The 25937-nt window shown below is 63.2% G+C and carries 25 protein-coding genes and 1 riboswitch; of the genes, 16 read left to right on the top strand and 9 right to left on the bottom strand.

Features of this window, described 5'->3' with window-relative positions; translation table 11 throughout:
- The first annotated feature begins 7 nt into the window (after positions 1–7).
- The 3 genes from AC04SH_RS08345 (at position 8) to AC04SH_RS08335 (ending at position 2162) form a co-directional block, all read left to right on the top strand.
- Positions 8–553, top strand: a complete 546-nt coding sequence (locus AC04SH_RS08345) for a thioesterase family protein (protein WP_488574663.1) — start codon at positions 8–10, stop codon at positions 551–553.
- Between the two features lie 89 nt (positions 554–642).
- Entirely contained in the window at positions 643–1290 is a 648-nt protein-coding gene (locus AC04SH_RS08340; RefSeq protein ID WP_477233702.1) for a S24 family peptidase, read from the top strand.
- Entirely contained in the window at positions 1290–2162 is an 873-nt protein-coding gene (locus tag AC04SH_RS08335) for a thermonuclease family protein (protein WP_488574903.1), read from the top strand. The genes AC04SH_RS08340 and AC04SH_RS08335 overlap by 1 nt, the downstream gene beginning before the upstream one ends.
- On the opposite strand, the gene AC04SH_RS08330 is transcribed toward AC04SH_RS08335, so the two are convergent.
- Positions 2125–3774, bottom strand: a complete 1650-nt coding sequence (locus AC04SH_RS08330) for a lysine--tRNA ligase (RefSeq protein ID WP_488574662.1) — start codon at positions 3772–3774, stop codon at positions 2125–2127. The two genes, AC04SH_RS08335 and AC04SH_RS08330, sit on opposite strands and share 38 nt — an antisense overlap.
- A gap of 158 nt (positions 3775–3932) precedes the next feature.
- On the opposite strand from AC04SH_RS08330, the gene AC04SH_RS08325 reads away from it, so the two are divergent.
- Entirely contained in the window at positions 3933–4346 is a 414-nt protein-coding gene (locus AC04SH_RS08325; protein ID WP_488574661.1) for a tellurite resistance TerB family protein, read from the top strand.
- A 43-nt stretch (positions 4347–4389) separates the two neighbouring features.
- Here AC04SH_RS08325 and AC04SH_RS08320 read toward each other — a convergent pair whose 3' ends face one another.
- Positions 4390–5211: an ABC transporter substrate-binding protein gene (locus AC04SH_RS08320; protein WP_488574902.1), complete on the bottom strand. Its 822-nt coding sequence runs from the start codon at positions 5209–5211 to the stop codon at positions 4390–4392.
- 290 nt (positions 5212–5501) lie between these two features.
- Between AC04SH_RS08320 and AC04SH_RS08315 the strand changes: the two genes are divergently transcribed.
- The 3 genes from AC04SH_RS08315 to AC04SH_RS08305 all read left to right on the top strand — a co-directional run bounded on the left by AC04SH_RS08315 (position 5502) and on the right by AC04SH_RS08305 (position 7735).
- Positions 5502–6233, top strand: a complete 732-nt coding sequence (locus AC04SH_RS08315) for a helix-turn-helix transcriptional regulator (protein ID WP_477233706.1) — start codon at positions 5502–5504, stop codon at positions 6231–6233.
- A 98-nt stretch (positions 6234–6331) separates the two neighbouring features.
- A complete protein-coding gene (locus tag AC04SH_RS08310; protein ID WP_436257998.1) occupies positions 6332–6970 on the top strand; it encodes an acyl-homoserine-lactone synthase in 639 nt (212 codons plus the stop codon).
- Positions 6971–6985: 15 nt separating this feature from the next.
- Positions 6986–7735 (top strand): enoyl-CoA hydratase-related protein, encoded by a 750-nt coding sequence (locus AC04SH_RS08305; RefSeq protein WP_488574660.1) that lies wholly within the window; start codon positions 6986–6988, stop codon positions 7733–7735.
- Between the two features lie 77 nt (positions 7736–7812).
- Here AC04SH_RS08305 and ppk2 read toward each other — a convergent pair whose 3' ends face one another.
- Positions 7813–8718: a polyphosphate kinase 2 gene (gene ppk2 / locus AC04SH_RS08300; protein ID WP_488574659.1), complete on the bottom strand. Its 906-nt coding sequence runs from the start codon at positions 8716–8718 to the stop codon at positions 7813–7815.
- Between the two features lie 100 nt (positions 8719–8818).
- Here ppk2 and AC04SH_RS08295 point away from each other — a divergent pair, with 100 nt between their 5' ends.
- The 3 genes from AC04SH_RS08295 (at position 8819) to AC04SH_RS08285 (ending at position 12012) form a co-directional block, all read left to right on the top strand.
- A complete protein-coding gene (locus AC04SH_RS08295) occupies positions 8819–10084 on the top strand; it encodes an ATP-binding protein (RefSeq protein ID WP_488574658.1) in 1266 nt (421 codons plus the stop codon).
- Positions 10085–10199: 115 nt separating this feature from the next.
- Positions 10200–10922, top strand: a complete 723-nt coding sequence (gene phoU, locus AC04SH_RS08290; RefSeq protein WP_352555202.1) for a phosphate signaling complex protein PhoU — start codon at positions 10200–10202, stop codon at positions 10920–10922.
- 82 nt (positions 10923–11004) lie between these two features.
- Positions 11005–12012: a magnesium and cobalt transport protein CorA gene (locus AC04SH_RS08285; protein ID WP_488574657.1), complete on the top strand. Its 1008-nt coding sequence runs from the start codon at positions 11005–11007 to the stop codon at positions 12010–12012.
- Positions 12013–12125: 113 nt separating this feature from the next.
- Here the strand turns inward: AC04SH_RS08285 and AC04SH_RS08280 are convergent, their stop codons facing one another.
- Positions 12126–12644, bottom strand: coding sequence for a GcrA family cell cycle regulator (locus tag AC04SH_RS08280; RefSeq protein ID WP_477233711.1), 519 nt, complete (start codon positions 12642–12644; stop codon positions 12126–12128).
- A gap of 358 nt (positions 12645–13002) precedes the next feature.
- On the opposite strand from AC04SH_RS08280, the gene AC04SH_RS08275 reads away from it, so the two are divergent.
- The 3 genes from AC04SH_RS08275 to AC04SH_RS08265 all read left to right on the top strand — a co-directional run bounded on the left by AC04SH_RS08275 (position 13003) and on the right by AC04SH_RS08265 (position 16275).
- The gene (locus AC04SH_RS08275; protein WP_488574656.1) at positions 13003–14202 is read left to right on the top strand and encodes an acetylornithine transaminase; all 1200 of its coding nucleotides are present in this window, start codon (positions 13003–13005) and stop codon (positions 14200–14202) included.
- 17 nt (positions 14203–14219) lie between these two features.
- A complete protein-coding gene (argF, locus tag AC04SH_RS08270) occupies positions 14220–15131 on the top strand; it encodes an ornithine carbamoyltransferase (RefSeq protein WP_488574655.1) in 912 nt (303 codons plus the stop codon).
- 112 nt (positions 15132–15243) lie between these two features.
- Positions 15244–16275, top strand: coding sequence for an Hsp33 family molecular chaperone (locus AC04SH_RS08265; RefSeq protein ID WP_477233714.1), 1032 nt, complete (start codon positions 15244–15246; stop codon positions 16273–16275).
- 241 nt (positions 16276–16516) lie between these two features.
- Here AC04SH_RS08265 and apaG read toward each other — a convergent pair whose 3' ends face one another.
- Entirely contained in the window at positions 16517–16909 is a 393-nt protein-coding gene (gene apaG / locus AC04SH_RS08260) for a Co2+/Mg2+ efflux protein ApaG (RefSeq protein WP_112565540.1), read from the bottom strand.
- Between the two features lie 208 nt (positions 16910–17117).
- Between apaG and AC04SH_RS08255 the strand changes: the two genes are divergently transcribed.
- On the top strand, positions 17118–18272 hold the full coding sequence (locus tag AC04SH_RS08255; RefSeq protein ID WP_488574654.1) for a ceramide glucosyltransferase: 1155 nt from the start codon (positions 17118–17120) through the stop codon (positions 18270–18272).
- 36 nt (positions 18273–18308) lie between these two features.
- Here AC04SH_RS08255 and AC04SH_RS08250 read toward each other — a convergent pair whose 3' ends face one another.
- On the bottom strand, positions 18309–19499 hold the full coding sequence (locus AC04SH_RS08250; RefSeq protein WP_488574653.1) for an O-succinylhomoserine sulfhydrylase: 1191 nt from the start codon (positions 19497–19499) through the stop codon (positions 18309–18311).
- Positions 19500–19556: 57 nt separating this feature from the next.
- A riboswitch (SAM riboswitch) is annotated at positions 19557–19634 on the bottom strand.
- Between the two features lie 139 nt (positions 19635–19773).
- On the opposite strand from AC04SH_RS08250, the gene AC04SH_RS08245 reads away from it, so the two are divergent.
- Positions 19774–20868, top strand: coding sequence for a 2'-deoxycytidine 5'-triphosphate deaminase (locus tag AC04SH_RS08245; RefSeq protein ID WP_488574652.1), 1095 nt, complete (start codon positions 19774–19776; stop codon positions 20866–20868).
- Positions 20869–20970: 102 nt separating this feature from the next.
- Complete coding sequence (locus tag AC04SH_RS08240; RefSeq protein WP_488574651.1) at positions 20971–21741, top strand: ABC transporter substrate-binding protein; 771 nt, start codon at positions 20971–20973, stop codon at positions 21739–21741.
- Positions 21742–21908: 167 nt separating this feature from the next.
- On the opposite strand, the gene araD1 is transcribed toward AC04SH_RS08240, so the two are convergent.
- The 3 genes from araD1 to mmsA form a co-directional block, all read right to left on the bottom strand.
- Positions 21909–22904, bottom strand: coding sequence for an AraD1 family protein (gene araD1, locus AC04SH_RS08235; RefSeq protein WP_477233719.1), 996 nt, complete (start codon positions 22902–22904; stop codon positions 21909–21911).
- Between the two features lie 190 nt (positions 22905–23094).
- Entirely contained in the window at positions 23095–24381 is a 1287-nt protein-coding gene (gene mmsB / locus AC04SH_RS08230) for a multiple monosaccharide ABC transporter permease (RefSeq protein WP_477233720.1), read from the bottom strand.
- Complete coding sequence (mmsA, locus tag AC04SH_RS08225) at positions 24378–25910, bottom strand: multiple monosaccharide ABC transporter ATP-binding protein (protein WP_488574650.1); 1533 nt, start codon at positions 25908–25910, stop codon at positions 24378–24380. Before mmsA ends, mmsB begins: the two co-directional genes overlap by 4 nt.
- Positions 25911–25937 lie beyond the last annotated feature (27 nt).

Here is a 25937-nt window from a genome sequence, read left to right as displayed (position 1 = left end):
GCGCCCCATGTACGTCTGGGGGCGCCTGGTGCGCATGATGGCCACGGCAAGGCGCCGTGGCCCCTACGCGGTCGGCAGCGAAAGCCGCTTGGCTTTCCGCTGTCTGCCGACGGACATCGACTTCAACAACCATCTCAACAACGCCCGCTACATGATGCTGGCCGATCTCGGCCGCATCGACATCTTCCTGCGCGTCGGCCTGATCGCGCTGGCGCGCAAGAAAGGCTGGGCGCCGATGATCGGCGGTCTGGAGTCGGTCTATGTGCGCGAGATCAGGCTGTGGCGTCGCTTTGAGGTGGTGTCCTCGATCGAGACCTGGGAAGGCACACAGGTCATCGGCAGGCATCGGTTCGTCCTCGACAATGGCGAGACGGCCGCTTTGATCATGACGACGGGCGGTGTCTATGACCGACCCGGCCGTCGCTTTGTCGACATCGACGAGGTCGTGGCGGCACTTGGCCGTTCCGTTCAGCCGCGGCCGCCGACAGAGGCCGAGCGGACTTTCATGACCTCCCATCAGGGATTGCGCAGCCTGGCCAAGTCGGGCGACTGAACCCTTTTGTGATCGGGACTGCCGGTGGACAAGCGGACGGTCGCGCGCTAGAAGGAAAAGGTATTTTTTCCTGTTTTGAGGAGAGCGACTTGCTCTCGCATGACCGCGTTTGGGCCGCCATCGACGCTCTCGCCGAGCGTTATTCGCTGTCGGCCTCAGGCCTTGCCCGGCGTGCCGGCCTGGATTCGACCGCGTTCAACAAGTCCAAGCGGCTGTCCTCGGATGGGCGCCCGCGTTGGCCCTCGACCGAATCGCTGGCCAAGATCATCGAGGCGACGGGCGCCTCGCTCGACGAATTCACCGGCTTGGTCGAAGGCCGCGCCAAGACCGCAGGCGCCACGACAGCGCAGCGTTCAGCGGTGCCGCTGCTTGGCTTTGCCCAGGCCGGCGCCGGCGGCTTCTTCGACGATGCCGGCTATCCCTCCGGCCAGGGCTGGGATCTGGTCGAGCTTCCGGCGCGGGCGACGGAAACCTCCTATGCGCTGAAGGTGCAGGGCGATTCCATGCTGCCGCTCTACCGCAATGGCGATGTGCTGATCGTCGAACCGGGCGCCGCCACCCGCAAGGGCGATCGCGTCGTCGTCAAGACCAATGCCGGCGAGGTCATGGCCAAGGTGCTCGACCGTCAGACGTCGAAATCGATCGTGCTGATCTCGCTCAATCCCGACCACCCGGACCGCGACATCGCGATGCGCGATGTCGAATGGGTGGCGCGGATCGTCTGGGCAAGCCAGTAGTGCGGCTGCTGCAACTGGCCCTGGCCGTGCTGGCGGTCCCGGCGATGGTGGCCCTGGTTGTCGCCGGTGGCCGCGTCCTGAAGCCCGAGCAGAGCAGCGTCGTCATCGACCAGATCGACCCGGCTGCTGACATCGTGCCCGAAGTGCCGGCGACCTCGGCCATCCCCCAAATCCAGCCCCCCAGTCCTCCGGTGCATTCGCCTCCGGTGCATTCGAGGGCGATCGATCCAGAGGCCATCGCACCGCCGCCGCTGCCGTCAGAGGAGCTCCAACGGGTCGAACCGCGCGCACCGCTGAGCGATCTGGCGCTGGCCGGACCGCCTAAGCCGCGCCGGCCGAAAGCAGTCGACGACTGGGGCGGGACAAAACTGTTCCAGCCGGTCGCATCCGCCGCCGGCCTGATCGAGGCCAATGGTTATTCCGTTGCGGTTTCCGGCATCGACATCGTCAGGGAGGACGAGACCTGCACCGAGGACGGCAAGTCCTGGGCTTGCGGCGTTCGCGCGCGCACCGCGTTCCGATCTTTCCTGCGCGGCCGGGCCGTGGCGTGCAAGGTACCGCCAGAGACCAACCGCGACCTGATCGCCGCCGAATGCCGCATCGGCAAGCAGGATGTCGGCCAGTGGCTGGTCGAAAACGGCTGGGCGCGCGCGGTAGCCGGCGGCCCCTATGTGGAAGCCGGCGACAAGGCGCGCACTGCCAAAAAGGGCATCTTCGGCGCCGCGCCCGATCTTGGCGGCCTGCCACCGGCGCCAACGCCGGTTGCCGCACCGACGGCATCGCAACCGATCCTCGATGCCCCGGCGACAGACACGCCGCCGGCTGGGACGGATGCTACGCCGCCAGCTGACCAGCCAGCGCCCGCTCAATGAGGGCGCGCGTCTCGGCGATGCCGTAAAGCGCCGCGAACGAGCCGAAGCGCGGGCCGCGCTCCTGGCCGATCAGCACCTGGTAGATCATCTGGAAAAAGGCGCCGGAAACGCCGGGGCCGCCGTCCGGACTCTGCTTGGAATGATCCTGATAGCGTTCGATCTTGCGCGCGACGTTGAGCGAAGCGTTCTGGATCGCTTCGCCGTCAGCGCCGGCCGGCAGGGCAGCAAGCGCGCTGCCAAGGGCTTCCAGCGCCGTGCGTTCGACGTCGTCGGCCGGCCGGAACGTCTTCGTCGGCTTCACGAAATCGTCGAAATAGCGGATGGCGAAGCCGACCAGCTGGTCGAGCTCGGGATGCGTTGCCGGCGTCACGCCGGACGTATGGCGCGAGATGAAGCCCCACAGCACATCCTTGTTCTGCGCGTTGGAGGCGCTGACCAGATTGAGCAGCAGCGAGAACGGCACCGGCAGGTCGATCGCAGGCGGCTTGCCGTCATGCATATGCCAGACCGGATTGCCCAGCCGCTCCTTCCAGTCCTGGCGCGGATAGGCGCCGAGGAAGGTGTAGTACTCGTCCACGGCCCTCGGGATGACGTCGAAATAGAGTTTTTTCGCCTGCCTGGGCCGCTGGTACATGTAAAGGCCGAGGCTTTCGGTCGGCGCATAGCGCAGCCATTCGTCGATGGTCAGCCCGTTGCCCTTCGACTTCGAGATCTTCTGGCCGTTCTCGTCGAGGAACAGCTCGTAGACGAAATGCTCTGGGGCGCGCCCGCCCAGGATGTTGCAGATGCGGTCGTAGACCACCGCATTGGTCTGGTGGTCCTTGCCGAACATTTCGAAATCGACGCCGAGTGCTGCCCAGCGCATGCCGAAATCCGGCTTCCACTGCAGCTTGACCTTGCCGCCGGTCACCGAAAGCGTGGTCTCGGTGCCTTCGTCGTCGAAGGTGATGGTGCCGGCCTTGGCATCGACATGCTTCATCGGCACGTACAGCACGCGGCCGCTCTTCGGCGAGATCGGCAGGAACGGGCTGTAGGTCGCCTGGCGCTCCGGCCCGAGCGTCGGTAGCATCACCGCCATGATCTGGTCATAGCGTTCGGCGGCGCGCAGCAGCATCGCATCGAAGCGGCCGGCCTTGTAGTACTGCGTCGCGCTAGCGAATTCGTAGTCGAAGCCGAACGTGTCGAGGAACCGGCACAGCATCGCATTGTTGTGGTCGGCAAAGCTCGCATAGTCGCCGCCGAACGGATTAGGCACCGACGACAGCGGCATGTGCAGGTACGGCTCGAGTGCGGCGCGATCCGGCACATTGTCGGGGATCTTGCGCATGCCGTCCATGTCGTCGGAGAAGCACAGAAGCTTGGTCTTGACCTTGTTTCCGGTCAGCACATGGAAGGCGTGGCGCACCATCGAGGTGCGGGCGACCTCGCCGAAAGTGCCAATATGCGGCAGGCCCGACGGCCCGTAACCGGTCTCGAACAACACGGTCTCGGGAAAATCGGCTCCTTTGTAGCGCTCGATGATCTTTTTGGCTTCCTCGAAAGGCCAGGCCTTGCTTTCGGCTGCTGCCGCAAGCATTTCGGGGTTGAGATCGGCGATGTTTGATCCCGTCATGTCGCTGTCTTCCAAATCATGCACCGGCATCGCCGGATCGGAGTTTTTCAACCGGTCTCTAGGCGTGCACGCCTTGGGCGTCAACGCGCGCGGCGGTTTTTCCTTGCGGCACTGATACCGCGTCCCTACCTTCGAAACCCAATATCAAGGAGTTTTGAATGCCGTTGCCGTCCACGCATGAAGCCCTAATCTACCTGATGGTCATCACCTCGGCGTCCGACCGCGACATGACCGATGTCGAACTGGCACGCATCGGCGACGTCGTCCGCAGCTGGCTGGTGTTCGAGGATTTCAAGCAGGACAGGCTGATCGCCGTTGCGCAGGACTGCCAGAAGATGCTGCATGAAAAGGATGGGTTGGAAGGCGTTCTCGAACGTGTCGCCGAGGCTTTGCCCGAGCGGCTGCACGACACCGCCTATGCCGCCGCCTTTGAGGTTGCCGCAGTCGATCTCGAAATGCGCATGGAGGAATTGCGGGTGCTGCAGTTGATCCGCCGCCAACTCGATCTCGACGCGCTGACCGCCGCGGCCATCGCGCGCGGCGCGAAGGCGCGGCTGCGGACGTTGACCTAAAAGTCTCGCCGGTAGCCCCTAGAAAAAGCTGACCAGGACCGGATCAGAAGAAACTGACCGGGAAATAGCGTAGATAGAATTCGGCGAAGGTGCCCTTCACCGAGATTTCCTGCAGCGCGTAGTCCATGGCCGCTGCCAGCGCCGGGTCGCCGGCCCTTGTGGCAATCGTCATGCCGGACCCCAAATATTCCGGCGCGAGATAGGGGCCACCGGCGAAGCGGCAGCAGCCTGCCGCGTCTGTGCCGCCCAGCCAGAAGGAGAAGCGCATGCCGTCGCCGAAGGCGGCGTCGATCTTGCTGCTTTTCAGATCGGTGTAGAGGTCTTCAGGGCTGTTGAAGGGGACGATCTGCACTGTGCCGAAATAATCGCGCAGCATCCTTTCATGCGCCGAGTCGGCCAGCACGCCGACCCGCTTGCTGCGCAATTTGTCGAGGATCGGCTCGGCGAAGGCCTTGGCTTTCGGCATGATGAAGCGCGCCGGAAACTGCAGATAGGAGCGCGAAAAACTGTATTTCGCCCGCGTTTCCGGCGTCGCGGCGATGCCGGCGATGATCGCCTCGCCTTCGCCCTTCTGCAGCGCGTCGTCGAGCTCGGCCCAGGGCAGCGCCTGGATCTGGCATTTGTCGGCGATGTCGAGTTCGGCGCAAATCGCCCGCGCCAGGTCGATGTGAAAGCCGGACAGCCGGCCGGCGCCGTCGAGAAAGTTGAAGGGCGGGAAATCGGTTGTGGTGAGGAATCGGAGCCTCGGCAGCGCCGAGAGATCCGGTTTCGGCAGCCGTTCCTTGGCGTCCCAAAGCACCGGAACCTGAGGTTCCGCCGCCCGTGCGACGCCGGCAAAAGGCTGCGCTCCGACCAGCAGCGACAGCAAGGCGATGGCTATCCAGCGAGATGTCACGAAAGAACTCCGCGCGTCTTGGCCGTTGGCTTTTGATACGAAAACGGCGCAGGCACAATTGTTTTTGATTTCAAAGGGCAAATTTCGGGTTATGCTTTTATGAGGTTGCAAATAGGCGCGCAGATTCGGTCCGAGGGCAAGCGGTCGCTGCGCTAGAAAAACCAAGCATGCGGCTTGCAATCCGGGGTTGATGGCGAAGTGCGGATTAGGCGCGTAGCATCGGTCTCAAGAGCGGTAGGCAACATGGGGTAGATGTTGCGATGAGTCAGTTCGATCGCACGCTGGAATACATGGACCAGCTGCAGCATGCCGACACGGCGGCTGCGGTTTGTGAAACGTTGCTTGGCGTCACCTCGCATTTTGGCCTGACGGCGCTGATGGCGGGAACGGTCCCGCAACCCGGCACGCCGCGTGCCCAGCAAAAGGACCACGTGCTTTTGTGCGACTGGCCTGTGGAATGGCTGGAGCGCTATGTGGCGCGCAACTATGTCGACCATGATCCCGTTGTCAGCCACATGAAGGAATTGCAGGCGCCGTTCCAATGGCGCGAGGCGTCGCGCGGCATCCGCGTCGACAGGAGCAGCGGCGAGGTGATGGGCGACGCCAGAGAGTTCAAGCTGCGCGACGGCCTGGCCTTTCCGCTGGTGACGCTCGAAGGCCAGATCGTCATGGTCTCGCTGGGTGGCGAGGCCGTCGAATTGTCGGGCGCCGAGTTCGGACTGGTGTCGCTGGTGTCGACCTATGCGGTCGGCCGCGCCATGCAACTGCACACGATGGCGGCCAACACCATCGATCACATCGAATTGACCCCGCGTGAGCGCGAATGCCTGAAATGGGCAGCCGTCGGCAAGTCCGAATGGGAGATTTCGCAGATACTCGGCATCTCGGAGCACACGTCCGAAAAACATCTCCTTAACGCTAAGAGTAAACTCGGTGCCGTCAACAGGGTGCAAGCCGTCGCCGAAGCGATTAGGCGCGGCTATATTAGCTAGGTCGGCCGTGCCGACCTAGAAAATTCCTGCCTGCGTGATCACGCAATTTTATCTGGAACGTGCGGCCGTATCTTCCTCTTGAGCCCAGGAGACGGCTAATGCTTTTCGCTCTTACAACACAGGAATTGATGGAACGTCCCGACCTTTGGGAGGCTGTCCATCGTCTTCGCTACAAGATCTTCGTCGAAGAGATGGGCTGGACAGATCTGAAGCGCCCCGACGGCCTCGAGATCGATCAGTTCGATCATGACGAGGCGGTGCACCAACTGGTCATCCGCGGCGGCGAACTCGCCGGCTACCAGCGCATGTTGCCGACGACGCGGCCACATCTGCTGACCGAGGTGCTGGCCGATCTCTATGAAGGCACGCCACCCTCCGGACCGAGGGTCTGGGAGCTGACCCGCTACGCGGTGGCGCCCGGCTATCGCGACGGCAAGCGCGGCGTGTCGACGGTCGGCACCGAGCTGATCGCCGGCTTCGTCGAGTGGGGACTGAAGCGCGACGTCAACCAGGTGATCATCGAGTTCGAACCGATGTGGGTGCTGCGGGCGCTGCAGCTGCATTTCCTGGCAACGCCGCTCGGTTATCAGCGCACCTATGGCAACCAGCAGGTCGTCGCAACCTTGCTGACCTTCAACGCGCACACGCTCGATGTCGTGCGCTCGCGCCGCAACCATCACGCCCCCGTGCTGGCCAGGGGCACCCCCGACATGCTCGGCATGCGGCAGGCGTCGTGAGATCGGAGACGACAAATGAGCTTTGACCCCCAACCCGAATTGCGTGGCCACACGCTGGTCGTCACCGTGTCGTCGCATGACGGCCGGCCGGTTCTGGACAGGCGCGCCTATGCAAGCCTGGCCAGGACCTTCCATGAAGCCGCCGTCGACGACAATGTCCGTGTCGTGGTGCTGCGTGGCCTGGCCGGCTGCTTTTGCCTCGGCGGCGATTTCTCCGAGTTCCTCGACTCCACCAAGCACCAGCAGCTGATCGCCGCCGTCACCGACATGTTCCGCACGCTGGCGACGTTCCCCAAGCCGGTGCTGGCCTGTGTCGACGGCGATGCCGTCGGCGTCGGCTGCACCATCCTGTTCCACTGCGACATGGTGATCGCCTCGAGCAACAGCACCTTCCGGGTGCCGTTTGTCGATTTCGGCCTGGTGCCGGATGCGGCAACCTCGATCCTGGCGCCGCAGAAACTCGGCTATGCCGGAGCCTTCCGCTTCTTTTGCCTGGGCGATACGCTCGGCGCCGAAGACGCCAAGGCGCTTGGCCTCGTCGCCGAGATCGTGGCCGACGGCAGTGCCGAGGAGGCAGCGATCGGCAGGGCAAGGCAACTGGCCAAGAAGCCGGTTGCAGCCCTTCTGCAGACGCGAGGCCTGCTCAAGGGCGATACGGGTGTGCTCTGCGACCGCATCGATCGCGAGATCACGCTGTTCCAGCAGGCGCTGCAGGACGACACCACGCTGAAGCGCCTGCAGCGGATCGCCCGCCTGGCGGCATGACGGCAGCCGTATAGTCGCGGACGATGAAGAAAACAGAGCCCATCCCGATATCAGGGGTGGGCTCTGTGCCTCGGCGTCTACTTCTCGAGGAATGACGGCCCTTCGCCGATGATCTTCTTGTCTTCCTTGCCGATGGCGTCGAGATCACGCCCATCATAAGGCAACGACAGCAGGATGCGCCGCATGACGGCCAGCCGCGCGCGCCGCTTGTCGTTCGCCCGCACGATGATCCAGGGCGCAAATTCCTTGTGCGTGCGTTCGACCATCTGGTCGCGGGCCTTGGTGTAGTCGTCCCATTTGGTGATGCCGGCAATGTCGATCGGCGAGAACTTCCAGTTCTTCAGCGGAGACCAGCGACGGTCGTGAAACCGTTCGAGCTGGGTTTCGCGGCCGATGTTCAGCCAGAATTTGAAGAAATAGATGCCCTCGTTGGAGATCATCCGCTCGAAATGCGGCGTCTCGTCGAGGAACTTCTCTTGCTGTTCCGGCGTGCAGAAGCCCATCACCGGCTCGACGCCGCCGCGATTGTACCAAGAGCGGTCGAAGGTGACGAACTCGCCCGACGTCGGGAAATGGTCGACATAGCGCTGGAAGTACCACTGCCCGACTTCGGTCGGCGTCGGCTTGGTCAGCGCCACATTGCGCGCGGTCCGAGGATTGAGATACTGGCGCAGCACGAAGATGGTGCCGCCCTTGCCGGCGGCATCGCGCCCTTCGAACAGCGACATCACCCGCTTGCCGGTCGCCTGCAGCCATGCCTGCGCCTTGACCAGCTCGATCTGCAGCCGCTCCAGCGTCTCGTCATACTCCTCGCCCTTCATTTTCTTGTCGTAGGGATAGCCGCCGGCGGTCAGCTTGTTGTCCTCGATCCAGGCCGGAAGCTCGGGATTCTCGATATCGAACTCCCGCTCCTTGCCGTCGATCCTGATCTTCAGCGGACCCTTTGCCGGCTCTGCGGCGGGGCTTTCCTTGGTTTTTTTCATCGAGACGAACCTTTTCAGCTTGCGGACTCATGCTATGGGGGGCCCTGAAGCCGGTCCAGCGGAAGTTTCGTTCGGCCGGCGCAAGGTGCGGGACGCGCGAATGGCTGACACCGGCCCAGAGCGGATAACCACGGCGCAGGCGCTAAGGGCCAGGGTGTGGAACGGCCGCTGGCTGCTTGCGGCCGGTGTCGTTGCGGTGGCGGCCGTCTATGCTTTCGCTGGCATGTCCGTCTATGTCGTTCTGCTCGCCTGTGCGGTGCTGCTTGCTGCCGCGATGCTGCCGACCGGCGGCGCAAGCCAGTCCATCCAAAGCGATGCCGCGATCGAGGCGAGCGGGCTGCAGCGGCTTTCCGGCGAATATCTTGCGGCCGCCGTTGCCGATCCGCTGATCATCTTCGACCGCACCGCCACCATCGTCCATGCCAACGCCGCCGCCTTCGCCGCCTTTGGCGGGATCGCACCTGGCCTGTCGCTGTCGTTGAAATTCCGCGCCCCTGAGATGCAAGCACTTCTGGACAGCGTGCTGTCGGGAACGGTCGCCTCCGATGCCGTCGACTACACCGAGAAACTGCCGGTCGAACGGGCCTACCGGGTCAGTGCGTCCTCGGTCGGCCACGCCACCGATCTCTTTGTGCTGGTGTTCAAGGACCAGAGCGAGACGCGCCGCATCGACCGCATGCGCGCCGACTTCATCGCCAATGCCAGCCATGAGTTGCGCACCCCGCTGGCCTCGATCTCGGGCTTCATCGAGACGTTGCGCGGCCCGGCCCGCAACGACCCGGCGGCGCGCGAGCAGTTCCTGCAGATCATGCAGAACCAGACCGGCCGCATGGCGCGCCTTATCGACGATCTGCTGTCGTTGTCGCGGCTGGAAATGAAGCCCTATCTGAAGCCGGGAACCGAGGTCGATTTGCGCCAGACCATCGACAGCGTCATCGACTCGCTAGGGCCGCTTGCCAGGGAGAACAGCGTCGTCATCGAGCGCGACTATGCCGAAGGGCCGCTCGACGTGCCCGGAGACCGCGATGAGCTGTTCCAGGTTTTCGAGAACCTGGTGGAAAACGCCTGCAAATACGGCCAGCCGGGCGGACGTGTCACGGTGTCGATTGCGCGCGGCGAGGCCGGTCCCGAACCGGGCATCGACGTCACCATCAGGGACTACGGTCCAGGCATTCCCGAAGAGCACATTCCGCGCATCACCGAGCGCTTCTACCGCATCGACGTCGAGAGCAGCCGTACCCAGAAAGGCACCGGCCTCGGCCTGTCCATCGTCAAGCACATACTGACGCGTCACAACGCCAGGCTTTCGATCAAGTCGGAAGTCGGCAAGGGCGCGGCGTTCACGGTCCATTTGCCAGCGCGCTGAGGCAGTACTATTTGCTAACTGCCTGTTTCTTCTTTCTGTCATCCGGTTAGCGTATCAGCACAGGATTCGAGGAAACGACTCAAAAGGCCAAGGATTCTAGGAAGGCATTTCATCCATGCAGTCCGTACACATCGTCAGCGCCTATGACGAAGAGCTGAAATACCTGTCGAAACGCATCGCTGCGATGGGCGGGCACGCCGAGCGCATGGTCGAGCAGGCGATCCAGGCACTGGTCAATGCCGATCCCGGCCTCGCCCAGAAGGTCATCCGCGACGACATTGTCCTTGATGAGGGCCAACGCGAAATCGACGACAAGGCCATAGTGATCATCGCCAAACGCCAGCCGATGGCGACGGATCTGCGCGAGATTGTCGGCGCGATCCGTATTTCCGCCGACCTCGAACGAATCGGCGACCTCGGCAAGAATGTCGCCAAGCGAGTGGTGAGCGTCATCGACGGACGCCAGCCGACCAGCCTGTTTCGCGGCCTCGAGGCTCTCGCCGATCTGGCGCTGACCCAGCTCAAGGAAGTGCTCGACGTCTATGCCTCGCGCTCGGTCGACAGGATAGGCTTCGTGCGCGATCGCGATGACCAGATCGACGCCATGTACACCTCGCTGTTTCGCGAGCTCCTGACCTACATGATGGAAGATCCGCGCAACATCACGCCGTGTACCCATCTGCTGTTCTGCGCCAAGAACATCGAGCGCATCGGCGACCACGCCACTAACATCGCCGAGACCATCTACTACATCGTCACCGGCGACCAGATGCCGGCCGAGCGTCCCAAAGGCGACAAGACCGACAAGGTGGCGCTTCCGTCGCTGCCGGTGAAGTGATCGCGCGCCCCTCGAACGCTTAATCATATTGCGCTAAACTATCGCAGCATTAAGCTTCTCAGGTTCTGCTCCGGAGGCTGCGATGGAATATGTCCGAGAGTTCAAGCCGGCGCCGGCATCGTCCGGCATCATCGCGTCGAGCGTCTACACCGCCGGCAAGCGCATCGCCGACATCCCGATCGAAGAGGCCGGCGAATGGGCTAGGAAATCGGGACATGTCGTCTGGATCGGCCTGCTCGAGCCCGACCGCGAGCTGTTGCTGCGCGTCAAGGCACAGTTCCATCTGCATGAACTGGCGATCGAGGACGCCGAGCATCCGCACCAGCGGCCGAAAATCGAGCAGTATGGCGATGCCCTGTTCATCGTCGCCCGCACCGCCCAGTTGATCGACGGCCGCGTCACCTTCGGCGAAACCCATCTGTTTGTCGGTTCAGGCTATATCGTCAGCGTCAGGCATGGTCCCTCGACCTCCTATGCTGCCGTCCGTCAGCACTGGGAAAGCTGCCCGCATTCGCTGGCCAAGGGCGAGGACTTCGTCCTCTACGCCATTCTCGACTTCATCGTCGACAATTACATGCCGGTGCTCGAGCAGATCGAGGACGAGGTCGAGGCGATCGAGGATAGGGTTCTGCTGAAGCCGATGACCGGCCCCGACATCGAGCGCCTCTATATGCTGCGCCGCGACCTGTTGCGCCTGCGCAATGCGGCGCTGCCGCTGGTCGAGGTGTGCCGCCGGTTGACCAGCGCCGACCTGCCGCAGATCCATACCGCCATGCACCCGCTATTTCGCGATGTGACTGACCACATTCGCACCGTCCAGGAAAAGATCGACAGCCTGCGCGAGGTGCTGGCCTTCGCTTTCGAAGCCAGCCTGCTGGTCGGCCAGAGCCAGGAAACGGCAATCTCCAAGAAGCTGGCCTCATGGGCCGCCATCCTGGCGGTGCCGACGGCCTTCGCCGGCATTTACGGCATGAATTTCGATGACATGCCGGAACTGAAGATGGAATACGGCTATCCCGTCGTATTGGTCGCGATCGCCTGCATCTGCTCGTTTTTGTATTGGCGTTTTCGCAAGAATGGCTGGCTGTGAGGGTAGGGCAGTAGGGCAGTAGGGCAGTAGGGCAGTAGGGCAGTAGGTTAAGACGACGCCTCACGAGCGCAGTTCAAAAACATACTGCCCTACTGCCCTATTCCCCTAATACCTTACCTGCTTCGCCGCCGCTCCGAAGCCGGCTGGAACGCAACCCTTGCGTGATACTTGCAATAGGGGCCGGTTTCGGCGGCCTCATTGCCGCAGAAGTTGAAGTCTTCCGACAGCGGGTCGCCATTCGGCCATTTGCAGGTGCGCTCGGTGAGGTCGGTGAGCTGCAAATGACGCGAGATCGGTACGACGACGTTTTCGACCGGGCGGATGTAGTGGCGAGCCACTGGCTCGGCGTCGAACTGCGTCTGCAACGCTGTGGCGCCGATCGAGGTGGTGACGTGGCGCTGCGTGGTTGCGGCGCGCGACACCGACTTCTGGATGGACGATCCCTGCGCCGTCTTCTTCTGGCGCGCCGGCGTTGCGGTCGAGCGTCCACGGCCCGACAGCTTCAGCCTATGCACCTTGCCGATGACGGCGTTGCGGCTGACCCCGCCGAGTTGGGCAGCGATCTGGCTTGCGCTCAAGCCCTCCGACCACAGTTTTCTGAGAAGTTCGACCCGCTCGTCAGTCCAGTTCATGAGACCGCGCTCCTGCTAAGCGTGCGGCAGCCGGAATCCATTCCTGGCCCGGCAACCTTTGCCGGGGCAGACACCACATATATTAGGTGATTAGGTCCGCCGCACGAAATCTAGTTATTTCCCGACTACAATTACCTCATGTGTTGACTCGGTGACAAGAGTCCCAGGTGCAACACGAATCGGTTTTTTCGGTTTTCCCCAACTTGCCCGGTCGCTTATGAGCCGGCGTCTCGTCGGGAGCTTGCCGCGCGCCTTTGCACGACGTTTTCGTTGACTTCATGGCCGAAAAACACGATAAGCCGCACAAGGCCGCCGCTTGGGCGGCTTTTTTGATTTTCCGGTACCGGAGACGCATATAATGAGCGGTTCGGCGCTTTACGAGACCTTTGCTCGCGCACCCCTGGCCTTCGACCACGGTGAAGGCACATGGCTGGTTACCGACAAGGGCGAGCGATATCTCGATTTTGCTGGCGGCATCGCGGTCAATTCGTTGGGCCACAGCCATCCGCATCTGGTCTCGGCGCTGACCGAACAGGCGGCCAAGCTCTGGCACGTCTCCAATCTCTATGAGATTCCGGCTCAGACCCGGTTGGGCGAGCGGCTGGTCGAGGCCACCTTCGCCGACAAGGTGTTCTTCACCAATTCCGGCGCCGAGGCCTTGGAATGCGCGATCAAGACGGCGCGGCGCTACCAGTTCGTCAAGGGCCACCCCGAGCGCTTCCGCGTCATCACCTTCGAGGGCGCCTTCCATGGCCGTACGCTGGCGACCATCGCCGCGGGCGGCCAGTACAAATATCTCGAAGGCTTCGGCCCCAAAGTCGAGGGTTTCGACCAGGTCGGCTTCGACGACATCGACGCCGCCGAGAAGGCCATCACATCAGAGACCGCCGCGATCCTGATCGAACCGGTGCAGGGCGAGGGCGGCATCCGCCCGGTGCCGACGCAATCTCTTAAGCGGCTGCGGCAGCTCTGCGACCAGCACGGCCTGCTGTTGATCTTCGACGAGGTCCAGTGCGGCATCGGTCGCACCGGCAAGCTGTTCGCGCATGAATGGACCGGCGTGACGCCCGACATCATGGCAATCGCCAAGGGCATTGGCGGCGGCTTCCCGATGGGCGCGTGCCTGGCCACCGACGAAGCTGCCGTCGGCATGACGGCAGGCGTGCATGGCACCACCTTCGGCGGCAATCCGCTGGCGATGGCGGTCGGCAACGCCGTGCTCGATGTGGTGCTGGAAGACGGCTTCCTGGAAGACGTCCAGCGCAAGGCATTGCTGATGAAACAGGGCCTGGCGGCCGTCGCCGACGAATTTCCCGATGTCATCGAAGGCATCAGGGGCACCGGCCTGATGCTCGGCCTGAAATGCGCCATGCCCAACACCAAGGTCAATATGGCGCTGCGCGACCAGCATCTCCTGGCGGTACCGGCCGGCGACAACGTCATCCGCCTGCTGCCGCCGCTGACCGTCACCGATGCCGAAATCGGCGAGGCGCTCGACCGCATCCGCGCCGGCGCCAAGGGCCTGGCCGACGCCATCACCGCGGCCGCCGCGAAGTAACCCCGGAACCATTCCTGATGTCACTTCGCCATTTCACCGATCTTTCCGCCGTTTCCGAAGGCGATCTGCGGTTCATGCTGGACGACGCGGTGGTGCGCAAGGCGCGCCTCAAGGCCGGCGAGCGCACCAGGCCGCTCGAAGGCAAGGTGCTGGCGATGATCTTCGACAAGCCGTCGACGCGCACGCGCGTCTCCTTCGACGTCGGCATGCGCCAGCTCGGCGGCGAGACCATCATGCTGACCGGTACCGAGATGCAGCTTGGCCGCTCCGAGACCATCGCCGACACCGCCAAGGTGCTGTCGCGCTATGTCGACGCCATCATGATCCGCACCACGTCGCATGACCGGCTGCTGGAGCTGACCGAGAACGCCACCATTCCCGTCATCAACGGCCTGACCGACGACACCCATCCCTGCCAGCTGATGGCCGACATCATGACCTTCGAGGAGCATCGCGGTCCGGTTGCCGGCAAGACCATCGCCTGGACCGGCGACGGGAACAATGTGCTGCATTCGCTGCTCGAAGCCTCGGCGCGGTTCCGCTTCAACCTCAATGTCGCCGTGCCGGAAGGCAGCGAGCCGGCGCAGAAGCATATCGACTGGTCGAAGACCAATGGCGGCAAGCTGCATTTCACCCGCTCGCCCGAGGAAGCCGTCGATCAAGCCGATTGCATCGTCACCGACTGCTGGGTGTCGATGGGCCAGGAACATCGCGCCCGCGGCCACAATGTCTTCTCGCCCTATCAGGTCAATGCGGCGCTGATGGCAAGGGCCAAGCCCAACGCCCTGTTCATGCACTGCCTGCCGGCGCATCGTGGCGAGGAGGTGACCGACGAGGTCATCGACGGGCCGCATTCTGTGGTGTTCGACGAGGCCGAGAACCGGCTCCACGCGCAGAAGGCCGTGCTCGCCTGGTGTCTTGGAGCTTGAAGTGCCTTGGTGCCTGACGTGCTTGCGCGCTTGATCTGGGGCGGCGAGATGCCTATCTGCGCCGCATCACGCAAATCAAGCGCGTTTGGACGCATGCACCCCAGAGGGCGGCATGGCCGCGCCCTGGAGCTTTGTCATGTTGGAAACGCATCAAGTGACTGAACATCACCCCAAACTCGGCGAGTTCGGCTATGCCGGCGACGATCACGTCGTACCGTTCGAGGTCGGCCCGCTCGACGTTCGCGGCCGCACCGTGCAGCTCGGGCCGATGCTCGACGCCATCCTCGGCCGTCACGACTATCCCGAGCCGGTTGCCCGCCTGCTGGCCGAAGCCTGTGTGCTGACGGTGCTGCTCGGCACCTCGCTGAAGTTCGAGGGCAAGTTCATCCTGCAGACCCGCACCGACGGGCCGGTCGACATGCTGGTGGCGGACTTCTCCACGCCCTCGGCATTGCGCGCCTATGCCCGCTTCGACGCCGATCGACTGGAAGCCCTTGTGGCCGCCGGCGAGACCTCGCAGCAGACGCTGCTGGGCAGCGGCGTGCTGGCGCTGACCATCGACCAGGGCGCGCACACCCAGCGTTACCAGGGCATCGTCCAGCTCGACGGCGAGACGCTGGAAGACGCCGCGCGCACTTACTTTCGCCAGTCGGAGCAGATTCCGACCGATCTCAGGCTTTCGGTGGCCAAGCTTCTGACGCCGGGCCTTGGCGGTGCGCGCGAACAGTGGCGCGCCGGCGGCATCCTGGCGCAGTTCCTGCCGCAGTCGCCCGAGCGCATGCGCGTGCCCGACATTTCGGGCGGCGACGGCGATCCGCGCGACGTGACGCATGAACCGGCCGACAATTCCTGGCAGGAGTTGGTGGCGCTGCTCGGCACCATCGAGCCGACCGAACTGATCGATCCGACCATCGGCGCCGAGCGGCTGCTTTACCGGCTGTTCCACGAACATGGCGTGCGCGTCTTCGGCGGTGTGCCGGTCACTGATCAGTGCTCATGCTCGCGCGACAAGATCCGCGGCATCCTCGAAGGCTTTTCCGCCGAAGAGATCAAGGAGAGCACCCAGGATGGCGGTATCCACGTCGCCTGCGAGTTCTGCTCGACGCAGTACGACTTCGACCCAGCGGAGTTCGCGGCTCAGTAAGGCCTCTTCCTTCTCCCCGTTTCATGGGGAGAAGGTGCCCGAAGGGCGGATGAGGGGCAGCGCGACTATTGGTGAATGGTCGCGCGCCTAGTCTCCGTCATATGCGTAGAAGATAACCTCACGAGCCAGCGCCGCTCCTCATTGCGCTGCCGGGCGTTCGTCACTCGAAAAGCCAAGCAATTAGCTTTTCGCCCGCTTTGCGGACCGTTCCTCAACTCCCCGTAAACGGGGGAGAAAGACGCTAGTTCACCGTCCGCCTCGTTCCCGGCAGATCCAGCGAAAACGCGGGAATGGCGATGTCGAACGTCTCGCCCCTTTTGTTGCGCATGGTGTAATGCCCGACCATGAAGCCCGACGGTGTCGAGAGCGGGCAGCCGGACGTGTATTGATAGCTGTCGCCGGGATTGAGCTCGGGCTGGTCGCCGACAACGCCGGCGCCGCGCACCTCTTCGACCCGGCCGCTGCCGTCGGTGATGTGCCAGTAGCGCGACATAAGCTGCACGAACTCGTCCGACTGGTTGTCGATCGTCACCTGGTAGCCCCAGACATAGCGGTTCTCCGACGGATCGGAGCGATCCTCCAGATAGAACGGTCTGACCTGCACTTCGATATTGCGCGTGACGGCGCGGTACATAGGCTGCTCCAAACGACACCAACGGACCTGTCGGCGCTCTTGCTCTACTCCCGATTAGGGTCTCATGCGCAGGTGCCGAACAACAATGTCATTTAAGTGACACATGACAATGGTGGTGTGCACAAACCGTGTCGGGCGACTCAGCGCTCTGTCGAACTGTTGAAAACGGCCATTCCTGGCCGCTTTTTCCCGGAGTGACCAGATCTCGATGGAACTGACAGTCATAGCAGCGCTGCTTTCGACACTCCTGCTTCTTTCCAATCTCGCCAGCACTGTGCTCGCTTCGCTCAGCCTGAGGCGGCCGCGCCAGATTGCTCCGCCGGCCAGAAAGGCGCCGCCGGTGTCGATCGTGGTGCCGTCGCGCGGCGTCGAACCGTTTACCGAGGAGACGCTTGCCCGTGCCTTCTCGCTCGACTGGCCGCGCTACGAGCTGATCTTCTGCGTCGCCCATGCCGACGATCCGGTGGTCAAACTGATAAACCGGGCGATTGCCCGGTTTCCAAAGGTGCCGGCGCAACTGCTGATCGGCGATGACCGGGTCAGCGCCAACCCCAAGCTCAACAATTGCGTCAAGGGTTGGGTGGCGGCGCAGCACAACTGGGTCATCCTGGCCGATTCCAACGTGCTGATGCCTGTCGACTATGTCCAGCATCTGATGGCGGCCTGGCGGCCGGACACCGCGCTTGTCTGCTCGACCCCGATCGGCTCGCGGCCGGACGGTTTTTGGGCCGAGGTCGAATGCGCCTTCCTCAACACGCTGCAGGCGCGCTGGCAATATGCCGGCGAAGCCCTTGGTCTCGGCTTTGCCCAGGGCAAGAGCATGCTGTGGAACAAGCCGATGCTCGACGCCAATGGCGGCATCGAGGCGCTTGCCGCCGAGATCGCCGAGGATGCCGCCGCGACCAAGCTGGTCAATGGGCTCGGCCTGCGCGTCAATCTCGTCGCCTCGCCCTTCGAACAGCCGCTCGGCCAGCGCACCTTTGCCGAGATCTGGTCGCGCCAGACGCGCTGGTCGCGGCTGCGCCGCGTCACCTTCCCGCTGTTCTACACGCCCGAGATCCTGACGGGTGTGGCGGTGCCGCTGCTGCTGGCGCTGGTCGCGGCGGCAAGCGCCGGCGTCAGCATGCCCACCACGGCTTTGTGCGTCCTGGCCTTTGCCTATGTGCCGGAATGCCTGCTCGCCTGGGTCAAGGGCTGGTATTTGTCACCGCGCATCGTCACCGCCATGATCGTGCGCGATGTGATGCTTCCCGCCATCTGGTCGCGCGGTTGGCTCGGCGGCGCGGTCGAATGGCGCGGCAATGCCATGACCATCCGCACCAAGGCGATGACGGAACTGGAAGAGGCCTCATCGGGCGCCTGATCGACGCCCGGGCCTTTGCCTTGCTTTCGCAGGCCGCTACTTCGCCGCCTTCAGCGCCTGTGCAACGTCCTCGAGCAGATCGTCCGTATCCTCAAGACCGACCGACAGCCTCAGCGTTCCCGGCCCGATGCCGAGCTCGGCACGTGCCTCGTCGCTGAGGTTCTTGTGTGTTGTCGTTGCCGGATGGGTGATCAGGCTCTTGGCGTCACCGAGATTGTTGGAGATCAGCACGATGTCGAGCGCGTTCTGCAAGGCGAAAGCCGCCTGCTTGCCGCCCTTGACGTCGAGGCAGATCAGCGTAGAGCCCCCCGTCATCTGCTTCTTGACGATATCGGCCTGCGGATGATCGGCACGGCCGGGATAGATGACGCGGGCGATCTGCGGCTGTCCGGCCAGGAAATCCGCGATCTTGCCGGCACTTTCCGTCTGCTGGCGCACCCGCACCGGCAGCGTTTCCAGGCCCTTCAGCAGCGTCCAGGCGTTGAACGGCGACAGGCTCGGGCCGGTGTGGCGGAAATAGTCGTGCAGATTCTCGTCGATCCACTTCTTGTCCGACAGGATGATGCCGCCGAGACAGCGTCCCTGGCCGTCAATGTGCTTGGTCGCGGAGTAGACGACGATGTGGGCGCCGAGCTGCAAGGGCTTCTGCTGCAAGGGCGTGGCAAAGACATTGTCGACGATCAGCCTGGCGCCGATCGAAGTGGCCAGTGATGCGACGGCGGCGATGTCGACCACTTCCAGCGTCGGGTTGGTCGGGCTCTCCAGGAAGAACAGCTTTGTGTTCGGCCTGACCGCCTTTTCCCAGTTGGCGATGTCGGTGCCGTCGACCAGCGTCGCCTCGATGCCGTATTTCGGCGCCAGCGTCTCGACCACCCAGCGGCAGGAACCGAATAGCGCGCGCGCCGCAACGATGTGGTCGCCGGCCCTGGCGCTGCACAGCAGGGCCGCCGTCACCGCAGCCATACCGGACGCGGTGGCGCGCGCGTCTTCCGCGCCTTCCAGCGCGCACATGCGCTTTTCGAACATGTCGACGGTCGGGTTGGCGTAGCGCGAATAGATGAAGCCCGGTTCCTCGCCCTTGAAACGGGCTTCGGCGGCCTGCGCCGTCTCATAGACATAGCCCTGGGTGAGGTACATCGCTTCCGACGTTTCGCCGAACTGGGAACGCAGCGTTCCCCCGTGCACGAGTGCGGTCTGAGGCTTCCAGTTACGCTTCTTGGTGCTCATCGCTTTTGTTCCAGACACAAAAAAACCGGCCGCGAAAGTCGCAACCGGTCCATACGGCCTTGCGGCCCGACGGTCCTTTAGCGACTTGTTTAACGTGGCTGCAAGCCGACCGGCCAAATCACCACGGGATAACGACCCTTTAGACCTCAGCCATGCTTGCGTCAATTGCCGGCTTCATTAAGAGGTTTGTACCAAGGCAGGTTCCGCAAAAGTGTCCAGCGGTTTTGCGGGCAAGAACCTGCCTCAAAGAGCGGCCTTGGAACGGAGCCAGCCTTTGCGGCAGACAGGCATTCTTCCCGATCAGGATATTTCCGCGCTGTTTCAGTCCGGCGCGCTGAAGTCGCCGCGCGCGCTCGATTCCGACCAGGTACAGCCGGCCAGCCTCGATCTTAGGCTCGGCGACAAGGCTTTTCGCGTCCGCGCCTCCTTCCTGCCCGGCCCCAACCATAAGGTGTCGGAGAAGCTCGAGCGGCTGAAGCTGCACGAGATCAGCCTGACCGAAGGCGCGGTGCTGGAGACCGGCTGCGTCTACATCGTACCGCTGCTCGAGAGCCTCGCCCTGCCGGCCAATATTTCCGCCTCCGCCAATCCGAAGAGCTCGACCGGGCGGCTCGACATCTTCACCCGCGTCATGACCGATCGCGGCCACGAGTTCGACAAGATCGCCGCCGGCTATCACGGACCGCTCTACCTCGAGGTCAGCCCGCGCACCTTCCCGATCGTCGTGCGCGCCGGCTCGCGCCTGTCGCAGATCCGCTTCCGCACCGGCAATGCGCTGTTGTCGGAGGCAGAGCTGAATGAATTGCATCGGGCCGAGATGCTGGTCGCCACCGAGCCCCCCAACATTTCCGGCGGCGGCATTGCGCTATCCATCGACCTCGACGGCGATCACAACGGGCTGGTCGGCTATCGCGGCAAGCATCACACCGGCCTCGTCGATGTCGACAAGCGCGCCGCCCAGGATGCCGTCGATTTCTGGGAGCCACTCCACAAGAGCGGCGCCGGCGAACTGGTGCTCGACCCGGACGAGTTCTACATCCTGGTCAGCCGCGAGGCGGTGCATGTGCCGCCGCTCTACGCCGCCGAAATGACGCCCTTCGATCCGCTGGTCGGAGAGTTCCGCGTCCACTATGCCGGCTTCTTCGATCCGGGTTTCGGCCATTCAGCCGCCGGCGGTACGGGCAGCCGGGCAGTGCTCGAAGTGCGCAGCCACGAAGTGCCGTTCATTCTCGACCATGGCCAGATCGTCGGCCGGCTGGTCTACGAGCATATGCTGAAGCGGCCGCAGGCGCTGTACGGCAGCGATCTCGGCTCCAACTACCAGGCGCAAGGCCTGAAACTCTCCAAGCATTTCCGCACCGCCGGCTGAACCGCGATCACGGTCAGGCAAAATACTTGCCTGTATTGGCCTGCCATGCTTGGCTGCCTGTTGGTGGCCGGCAACAGACCGGCGCGTAAGGGGAACCAGAAGATGCAGATGTCAAAATGGATCATATCGGCAGCCAGCGCTGCCATGCTGGTGATGGCGGCCGGCTCGTTGGCGCAGGCGCAGGAGAAATTGAAGATCGGCACCGAAGGCGCCTATCCGCCCTTCAATACCATTACATCTGACGGCAAGGTCGAAGGCTTCGACATCGACATTGCCAATGCGCTGTGCGCGCAAATGAAGGTCGAGTGCGAGATCGTCACCCAGGACTGGGACGGCATCATCCCGGCGCTGCAGGCGAAGAAATTCGACGCCATCATCGCTTCGATGAGCATCACCGAGGAGCGCAAGAAGCAGGTCGCCTTCACCAACAAATACTACACCACGCCGCTGGCGCTGGTGGCGCCGAAGGACAGCGACCTCACGTCCACCGAACCGGCCGCCCTTGCCGGCAAGACGGTGGGCGCGCAGGCGTCGACCACCCAGGCCGACTACGCCCAGAATGCCTACGGCAAGGCCGGTGCGGAGGCAAAACTTTATCCGACCCAGGAGGAGGCGATCACCGACCTGCAGAATGGCCGTCTCGATGCGGTGATTTCAGACAAGTTCGTGCTGATGGACTGGCTGAAGAAGGCGAGCGACGGCTGCTGCAAGCTGGTCGGCGACGTCAAGGGCACCGAGACGCAAGCCGGCATTGCCGTCCGCCTGGAAGACACGGCGCTACGCGACAAGCTCAACGCGGCGATAGACGCGATTGTTGCCGACGGCACCTACAAGAAGATCCAGGCGAAGTATTTCGATTTTGATATTTATTGAGGCTGCTAATCTCCCCCCTTGAGGGGGAGATGGCCGGCAGGCCAGAGGGGGTCGCTGCGCGTAGAACGCCAACGCCGTCTGGTGCCCGCGGAAGACGTCGGCGCTCCACGCGCGACGACCCCCTCTGTCGCCTTCGGCGACATCTCCCCACAAGGGGGAGATCACGCTCACAACGCCTTCACTGCCACCTTCACCGGCTGCTCGATCTCCAGCGGGTTGCGCAGCGGCAGGCCGAAGTCTCCGGCTTCGATCTCGAAGACATCGCCGGCCTGCGTCCTGATGCCGTCGGCGAAGGACAGCGTCGCCGTACCGAACATGTGCACATGCACGTCGCCGGGCTGGCGGAAGGCCGAATATTTGAAGTGGTGGTGCTCGAGATTGGCGATGGTGTGCGACATGTTCGCTTCGCCCGACAGAAACGGCTTTTCCCACAAAAGATTGCCGTCGCGCAGGATGCGCGAAGCGCCTCTGATGTCGGCCGGCAGATCGCCGATCAGGATCTCCGGTCCGAACGAGGCGTTGCGCAGCTTGGAATGCGCCAGGAACAGATAGTTCACCCGCTCGGTGACGTGGTCGGAAAACTCGTTCGACAGCGTGAAGCCGACGCGGAAGGGCGCACCGTCATCGCCGATGACATAGATGCCGGCGATTTCCGGCTCCTCGCCGGCGTCCTGCGCGAAAGCCGGCGACATCAGCGCCGCGCCCGGCGCCACCGCCATGGTGCCGTTGCCCTTGTAGAACCATTCCGGCTGCACGCCGGTCTGGCCCTTGGCCGGCTTGCCGCCTTCGAGCCCCATACGGAACATCTTCATGGAATCGGTGAGTTGTTCCTCGCCGCCGTCGCTGAGCTTCTTGTGCATGGAATCGCGCGTCGCCGCCGAGCCGAGATGGGTCAGCCCGGTGCCGGTCAGATGCAGATGCGCGGGATCGGGATGGTTGATCGGCGACACCAGCCGGCCCTTTTTGTAGGCGGCGTCGAGGTCGACGGCCTCACCGTATCCCTTGCGCTCGATCAGTGCGGCCAGCCCGGTGCCGGTGCGCGCGGCTTCCATCGCCAGCGAATAGACGCTGCGGGCGCCGTTGATGACCCTGGTCTTGCCGCCGCCATTGCGGGCAACGACGCGGATCGTCTCGGCGTCGTCGAGGATCTGGGAAATCAGCATGATGAAACCCTCTCTCATGTGCCTTGGCCCGGTTGCGTCTTGGCAAACCTTGACCTGCGCGGCTCGGACCTCGCCGTGCCACGGGTTGAACTCTTCGTCCGGATTGCGCTCGCGGGCCCGTTCCCCTGAGGGAACTTCTTATGCCGGCAGCGCCGCGATCGTATGCCTTCCTCGTTGCCTCGCCGGCCTGTCAGGCCTTGTTCTTGTTGTAGACGTCGAAGATCACAGCGCCGAGCAGCACCAGGCCTTTGACCACCTGTTGCCAGTCGACATTGACGCCCATGATCGACATGCCGTTGTTCATCACGCCCATGATGAACCCGCCGACCACCGCGCCGATGACCTGGCCGACGCCGCCCATCGCCGAAGCGCCGCCGATGAAGACGGCCGCGATGACGTCGAGCTCTGACCCGAGACCTGCCGCCGGCACTGCCTGGCCAAGGCGGGCCGCGATGATCAGGCCGCCCAGCGCCGACAGCACGCCCATATTGATGAACACCATCAGCGTCAGCCGCTCGGTGTTGATGCCCGACAGCTGCGCCGCCTTGGGGTTGCCGCCCATGGCGTAGATGCGCCGGCCGATGGTCATGCGCTTGGTGACGAAGACAAACAGCGTGATCAGCACGCCCATGACCAGCAGCACCACCGGCAGGCCCCTGTAGCTGGCGAACTCATAGACCAGGAACAGCGCCAGCGCGCTGGCGACCAGCGTCTTGACGATGAACAGAGGGAAGGGCTCGGCCTCATAGCCGTGGCGTTCGCGCTTGCGCCGCGTCCTCACCCCGAAATAGGCATAGGCCAGCACGGCGATCAGCCCCAGCACGACCGTCGTCATGTGCAGGGTCACGCCGCTGCCCAGGATGGTCTTGCCGGCCGCGTTCACTACCGGCGGGACGAGCGTCAGCGGGCCGATGATGTCAGGGATGAAGCCGGAGCTCAGCATCTTGAAGTCGTCGGGAAGCGGGCCGACAGAGGAGCCGCCGCCCAGCAACGCCTGGCAGATGCCGCGGAAGATCAGCATGCCGGCAAGCGTCACGATGAAGCTCGGTATCCGATGGTAGGCGATCCAGTAGCCTTGCGCGGCGCCGATCGCACCACCGATGATCAGGCAGACGATCGAAACCACCAGCGGATTGCTGAGCGGCCCGAGCTGCCAGATGACCATCATGTTTGCCGCCAGCGCGCCGATGAAACCGGCGACCGATCCGACGCTGAGGTCGATATAGCCGGAGACAATCACCAGCAGCATGCCCAGCGCCATCACGATGATGAAGGAGTTCTGTTGCACCAGATTGCTGAGGTTGACCGGCTTGAACAGCGTTCCAGAGGTGGTGAACTGGAAGAACAGCATGATGACGATCAGCGCGATGATCAGGCCGTATTCGCGCAGGTTCGTCGTCAGCGCAGAGACGGCGATGCGTGGACGCTGTTCTTCGGCGACGTTGCCCTGCGGGGCGGGGGCAATTTCGGTGCTCATGCTGCTTTTCCTTCTCCCCGAACGATGGCGCGCATTATTTTTTCCTGGCTTGCTTCCGCCGCCGGCATTTCGCCGACGATGCGCCCTTCATTCATCACGTAGATGCGGTCGGTAATGCCAAGCAATTCCGGCATTTCCGACGAGATGACCACGATCGCCTTACCCTCCGAGGCAAGACGCGCGATGATCGTGTAGATTTCGTATTTGGCGCCGACATCGATGCCGCGTGTCGGCTCGTCGAGGATCAGCACTTCGGGGTCGGCGAACAGCCATTTCGACAGCACCACCTTCTGTTGGTTGCCGCCGGAAAGATTGCCGGTCATCTGGTACACACTGGAGGCGCGGATGTTGGTTTTTTTGCGATAGTCGTTGGCGACGGCAAGCTCGCGCATATCGTCGATCACGCTGTGACGCGACACGCCGCCGAGATTGGCGAGCGTGATGTTGTGCTTGATATGGTCGATGAGGTTGAGACCATAGGTCTTGCGGTCCTCGGTGACGTAGGCGATGCCGTGCTGGACCGCCTTGCTCACCGATGTGACATCGACCGGCTTGCCCTTGAGCAGCACCTCGCCGGTGATGCGGCGGCCATAGGAGCGGCCAAACAGGCTCATGGCGAATTCCGTGCGGCCGGCGCCCATCAGCCCGGCAATGCCGACCACCTCGCCCTTGCGGACATTGATGTCGATGCCCTTGATCACCTGCCGTTCGGCATGGAGTGGGTGATAGACCGACCAGTTCTTCACCTCGAACACGACCTCGCCGATATTGGGCTCGCGCGGCGGATAGCGGTCGTCGAGCGAGCGGCCGACCATCGAGGTGATGATGCGGTCTTCGGAGATGTCCTTCTTGGCCAGCGTCTCGATGGTGCGTCCGTCGCGGATGACGGTGACCTTGTCGGCGACCCGGTTGATCTCGTTCAGCTTGTGCGAGATGAGGATCGAGGTCATGCCCTGCCGCTTGAATTCTAGCAACAGGTCGAGCAGCGCCTGGCTGTCCTTCTCGCTCAGCGACGCGGTCGGCTCGTCGAGAATCAGAAGCTTGACGTCCTTGCTCAGCGCCTTGGCGATCTCGACCAGCTGCTGCTTGCCGACGCCGATATTGGTGATCAGTGTCTTGGGGTCCTCCTTGAGGCCCACCTTCTTCAACAGGGCGGCGGTGCGCGCCTCGTTGGCATCCCAGTCGATGACGCCATACCGGGCGTTTTCGTTGCCGAGGAAGATGTTTTCCGTGATCGACAGCATCGGCACCAGCGCAAGCTCCTGGTGGATGATGACGATGCGCTTGTGTTCGCTGTCATGGATGCCCTTGAACTGGCATTCCTGGCCCTGGAAGATGATCTGGCCGTCATAGGTGCCTGCAGGATAGACGCCCGACAGCACCTTCATCAGCGTTGATTTGCCGGCGCCGTTCTCGCCGACCACGGCATGGATCTCGCCTTCCTCGACACGGAGGTTGACGTTCGACAGCGCCTTCACGCCGGGGAACGTCTTGGTGATGTCGCGCATCTCCAAAATTGTCGAGGCCATGGGAACTACCGCTCCTTGAGAGGTCGG

The sequence above is a fragment of the Mesorhizobium sp. CNPSo 4688 genome (assembly GCF_057784295.1).
This window is presented reverse-complemented; position numbering and strand designations above follow the sequence as displayed.